This window comes from Moorena sp. SIO4G3 (genome assembly GCF_010692305.1).
In the GTDB taxonomy this organism is placed as follows: domain Bacteria; phylum Cyanobacteriota; class Cyanobacteriia; order Cyanobacteriales; family Coleofasciculaceae; genus Moorena; species Moorena producens_A.
This window is the reverse complement of record NZ_JAAHIG010000524.1, coordinates 1-5,147: the sequence shown is the minus strand read 5'-3', so window position 1 is coordinate 5,147 and position 5,147 is coordinate 1. Positions and strand designations below refer to the sequence as shown.

The 5,147-nt window shown below is 44.7% G+C and carries 3 protein-coding genes; 1 reads left to right on the top strand and 2 read right to left on the bottom strand.

Translation table 11 applies throughout. The features are described from left to right. Nucleotides 1–268: 268 nt before the first annotated feature. Nucleotides 269–2,941: an ATP-dependent chaperone ClpB gene (gene clpB / locus F6J99_RS41845; RefSeq protein ID WP_293122534.1), complete on the top strand. Its 2,673-nt coding sequence runs from the start codon at nt 269–271 to the stop codon at nt 2,939–2,941. Here clpB and F6J99_RS41840 read toward each other — a convergent pair. Next, nucleotides 2,934–3,173 carry a hypothetical protein gene (locus F6J99_RS41840; RefSeq protein WP_293122532.1) on the bottom strand — a complete coding sequence of 80 codons (240 nt, stop codon included), beginning with the start codon at nt 3,171–3,173 and terminating at the stop codon, nt 2,934–2,936. The two genes, clpB and F6J99_RS41840, sit on opposite strands and share 8 nt — an antisense overlap. 12 nt (nt 3,174–3,185) lie before the next feature. Beyond that, nucleotides 3,186–4,748 carry an MBOAT family protein gene (locus F6J99_RS41835; RefSeq protein ID WP_293122530.1) on the bottom strand — a complete coding sequence of 521 codons (1,563 nt, stop codon included), beginning with the start codon at nt 4,746–4,748 and terminating at the stop codon, nt 3,186–3,188. Nucleotides 4,749–5,147: the final 399 nt, after the last annotated feature.

Sequence of the window (5,147 nt, the reverse complement as noted above, 5' to 3'; positions counted from 1 at the left end):
TATAGTGTCATTGAAAACATTCTGGTTCCTTGAATTGAAGCCGAAAACCAAAGCTTTAATGATAGTGGTTGCGTTTTCTATTAAACACAGATAATAGCGCCAAGAGCGGAACAAAACCGATCTTGGCCTTGGGAGATACCCCCTGGCTGCTTAAGCAGCTTGCATTAGTGGGCTAAAATCTGCAAAGTAGATTTTGGTAGCTAAAAAGTATCGGATTGCTATACTAACCACAGCATAGATGGTAAAAAAGCGAGATTTGTTGTAGGATATGCAGCCCACTGACGCCAACAAGTTTACTGATAAAGCCTGGGAAGCGATTGTTAAATCTCAAGATGTCGCCCGTCGCTGCAAAAATCAACAGCTGGAAGTCGAACACGTTGCGATCGCATTGTTGGAACAAGATGGGCTACCCAATCGGATTCTATCCCGTGTCACTGTTGATGTTAACCGGTTTCAGCAACAACTGGAAAATTTTGCGACGCGCCAACCTAAAGTCGCTAACCTAGACCAATTGTACCTGGGTCGTGGTTTGGATGTGATGCTCGATAATGCGGAAGCCTATCGCAAGACTTTGGAGGATGAGTATATTGCAGTAGAACATCTGTTACTGGGTTTAGCGGTGGATGAACGGGTAGGACGCCGCTTGCTCAAAACCTATAACCAGGATGCGGCAAAGCTCGAAGAGGCCATTAAATCCATCCGAGGCTCTCAAAAGGTCACAGACCAAAATCCCGAATCCCGTTACGAAGCATTGGAAAAATACGGGCGGGATTTGACCGAAGCCGCTCAAGCCGGAAAACTTGACCCAGTGATTGGTCGGGATGAGGAAATTCGTCGGGTGGTTCAGGTGCTCTCTCGTCGGTCGAAAAATAACCCCGTGTTGATTGGAGAGCCAGGGGTAGGAAAAACTGCGATCGCAGAAGGACTAGCCCAACGAATTGTGAATGGTGATGTCCCAGAATCCCTGAAAAACCGCCAGCTGATTTCCTTAGATATGGGCAGCTTGATTGCAGGTGCTAAATATCGGGGGGAATTTGAAGACCGACTTAGAGCTGTACTCAGGGAAGTGACCCACTCAGATGGTCAAATTGTCCTGTTTATCGATGAATTGCACACCGTAGTCGGAGCTGGTGCTAGCGGTGGCACTATGGATGCAGGGAATTTACTCAAACCAATGCTAGCTCGGGGAGAATTGCGTTGTATTGGAGCAACTACCCTTGATGAATACCGGAAGCATATTGAAAAGGATGCTGCTCTAGAACGTAGGTTTCAGCAAGTCTATGTTAAGCAACCAACTGTAGAAGACACCATTTCGATTTTGCGGGGACTCAAAGAACGCTATGAAGTCCATCACGGGGTTAATATAACCGACTCAGCCTTGGTAGCAGCAGCTACCTTATCCCAGCGCTATATTACTGACCGATTTTTACCCGATAAAGCCATTGATTTGGTAGATGAGGCCGCAGCCAAAATCAAAATGGAAATTACCTCCAAGCCAGTGGAATTGGAAGCGACTGACCGCAGGCTGATGCAGCTGGAAATGGAAAAGTTATCTCTAGAAGGGGAAGATAAGCGAACTAGTACCACCACCGCCACCTATAGTTCTGCCCAAGAACGGTTAGAGCGCATTGAAAAGGAAATTGTGGTTTTACGGGGAAAACAGGAACAACTCAATAAACAATGGCAATCGGAAAAGCAACTTTTACAAGACATCAGTGCCTTAAAAGAGGAAGAAGAACACTTAAGGGTACAAGTGGAACAGGCAGAACGGAATTATGACCTGAATAAGGCAGCCCAGCTAAAATATGGCAAATTAGAAGCTTTACAGCGGGACCGGGAAGCCAAAGAGAGTATGATGTTGGAACTCCAATCCGGGGGTACTGCTATGTTGCGAGAACAAGTCAGTGAATCCGATATTGCCGAAATTGTGGCTAAATGGACCGGTATTCCCCTGAAGCGATTGCTGGAATCAGAGCGCCAGAAGTTATTACAGCTGGAAGGACATTTACATAAACGGGTGATTGGGCAAACAGAAGCCGTTGCTGCTGTAGCTGCTGCCATTCGTCGCGCTAGAGCAGGGATGAAAGATCCCGGGCGTCCCATTGGTTCCTTCTTGTTTATGGGACCAACTGGGGTCGGTAAAACCGAATTAGCTAGAGCACTGGCACAGTTTCTGTTTGACAGCGAAGAAGCTCTGGTGCGGATTGATATGTCCGAGTATATGGAAAAACACGCAGTTTCTCGGTTAGTAGGTGCCCCACCAGGATATGTAGGGTATGAAGAAGGAGGACAACTGTCAGAGTCCGTGCGTAGGCGTCCTTACTCAGTAGTATTGCTCGATGAGGTGGAAAAGGCACACCGGGATGTATTTAACATTTTGTTACAGGTACTTGACGACGGACGAATTACCGACTCCCAAGGCAGAACCGTCGATTTCCGGAATACCATTATTGTCATGACCAGCAATATTGGCAGTGAGCATATTTTGGGAGTAGCTGGGGATGATTCCAAGTATGAAGAAATGCGCAAACGAGTGACAGAGTCCTTGCGATCGCATTTTCGCCCAGAATTTGTGAACCGGGTCGATGATGTGATCATATTCCATACCCTAACCAAGGATGAATTGCGGAAAATTGTCGGGATTCAACTCAAACGGATTGAGCGGCTGTTGGCAGAGCAAAAGATTACCCTGGCAATGTCCGAGCAAGCTCAAGATTATCTGACCGACGCTGGATATGATCCCGTCTATGGTGCTCGTCCCTTGAAGCGGGCAATTCAGCGGGAGTTAGAAAATCCCATTGCTACTAAGATTTTAGAAAATATGTTTATCGAAGGGGATACCATTTTCATTGATTGTGGAGATCAGGGGCTTACATTTAGTAATAAACCACCCAGTAAACCAGTAACAGCTAGTGAATCAGTTGTTCCAGCGGTTAGTTAAGAGCAGGGAGCAGGGAGCAGGGAGCAGGGAGCAGGGAGCAGCGGAATAGGGAACAGGGAACAGGGAACAGGGAACAGGGAACAGAGGATCTGGGGGAAGAGTTTGGGTTACCTGGATCTGCACCTTCAAAGCCCTGGAAACCACAACCGTTGGTGATCTGACTCCCCGCGCCCCTGCCCCACACCTCCCCATCTCCCCATCTCCCCATCTCCCCATCTCCCCATCTCCCCATCTCCCCAAGCCCTTAAAACTGGAAGTAAAGAAATTCGGAAACTCGGTTAAGAGACAGTAGGCAAAATGTAGCGATTAAGCCAATACCTGTTGCCCAGTACCAGCTAGGCTTAAAGTGTTTCATGATTTGCTGGGTATTAGGCAAAAAGGTAACCCCTAGGATTAGTCCGAATAGTACCATAAAGGTCTTTTCTAACCCTATAGGTGGCAGAAGACGTTTCATATCTTGCCACTCCTGAAATTGGATGCCTAAGGGGGTTAACCAACCCAAGGTATTTTGATAAGTAGTAGGCAAGATAACGCCCTTGAGTCCTACCATTGCCTGTAATATTCCTAGACCATCACTAATACTAGTTGCCCGAAACAATACCCACGTACTTACCACTGCTAAAAATGTCAGCATCCAAGCTAGAATTTTTGGCATGGATAGCTTCATTTGCCGCCACCTATGATTAATTACCAAAAATAAGCCATGGAGTCCCCCCCAAATCACAAATGTCCAGCCAGCACCATGCCACAATCCTCCGAGAAGCATTGTGGCTAATAAGTTACCATATTGACGTAGACGACCGCGACGATTACCACCAAGAGGAATATAGAGGTAATCCCGGAGAAAATTGGACAAAGTGATGTGCCAACGTCGCCAAAAGTCACTGATAGATGTCGCTTTGTAGGGGGAATTAAAGTTAATCGGTAGCTGGATATTTGTGATTAATCCTAAGCCAATGGCCATATCAGAGTAGCCGGAAAAATCGAAATACAGTTGAAAGGTATAACTCAATGCTCCCACCCAGGCTTCTACAAAGCTGAGTTGGTCAGTATTGTTAAAAATAGTGGCTACCCAGGGGGATAGATTATCTGCGATCGCAACTTTTTTACCTAAACCTAGGATAAAGAGGCTCAGCCCCATTCCCATGTTTTTCCAGGAAAACAGGCTATTGCGTAACTTCTCAAACTGGGGCAATAGTTCATCGTAACGGAGAATTGGACCGGCTATCAGTTGGGGAAAGAAAGACACAAACAGGCTATAGGTCATAAAATTATACCTACACTTTTTCGTTTCCCCACGATAAGCATCAACAATATAGGCAATTTGGGTAAAGCTATAAAAAGAAATCGCTAAAGGAAGTAAGATTGTTGGAATAGTGATACTTGTGCCTAAAATATAGTTTAATGAATCTACGAAAAAATTAGCATATTTGAAATAGCCCAAAATCGCTAAATTAAAACAAATACCTATCCAAAGCAGCAGTTTCGTTTGCTGTTTATAACTAACTACTTTAGATACTAGGCTTGAGATTTTATCGGGTTTCTCAGGAGCCGCACTATCCTCTCCACTTCCTTCGTCTAACAGAATTACTAGCTTCTCTATCTGTTTGCCAATGACATAGTTACCACTAATTGAAATTAGCAACAGAGGCAGATAAGTAATTTTCCAATAACCATAAAAAAATAGGGATGCTAACGTCATCCATACCCAGGTCGCTTTAACCACACGGAAGCGACTTAAGCCAAAAAAAACCACCAGGGTAATGGGAAGAAAGCCGAAGATGAAAGCGTATGAGTTGAATAACACGGTAGATGACTCTCGGTAAGTAGTAAATGCTAGGAATATTGCTGTTTTTTAACAGTCAATAGTGAATAGTTAACACTAAATAGTAAAAACGAAACAGTAAACAGTAAACACTAAAGAGTCAACGGTCAACACTCAAAAAATTTTTGGATAAGGGAAAATAATTTTATAAACACCCTGCATGTCCCTTACCTTGTCCGGTGTCAATGGTTCTAGTCAATGACGTCCATACTCAAAGGTTTTTGGGTAAGGGAAAATAATTTTGTAAACACCCTGCATGTCCCTTACCTTGTCTAGACCACGAGTTATATGGGTAAGTTCACCCATGCTGGCCAATGGGATCGCCCTTGAATTCCAGGAAAATACAGTTGGTGATTTTATCATAATTATGATTGAGTGGGA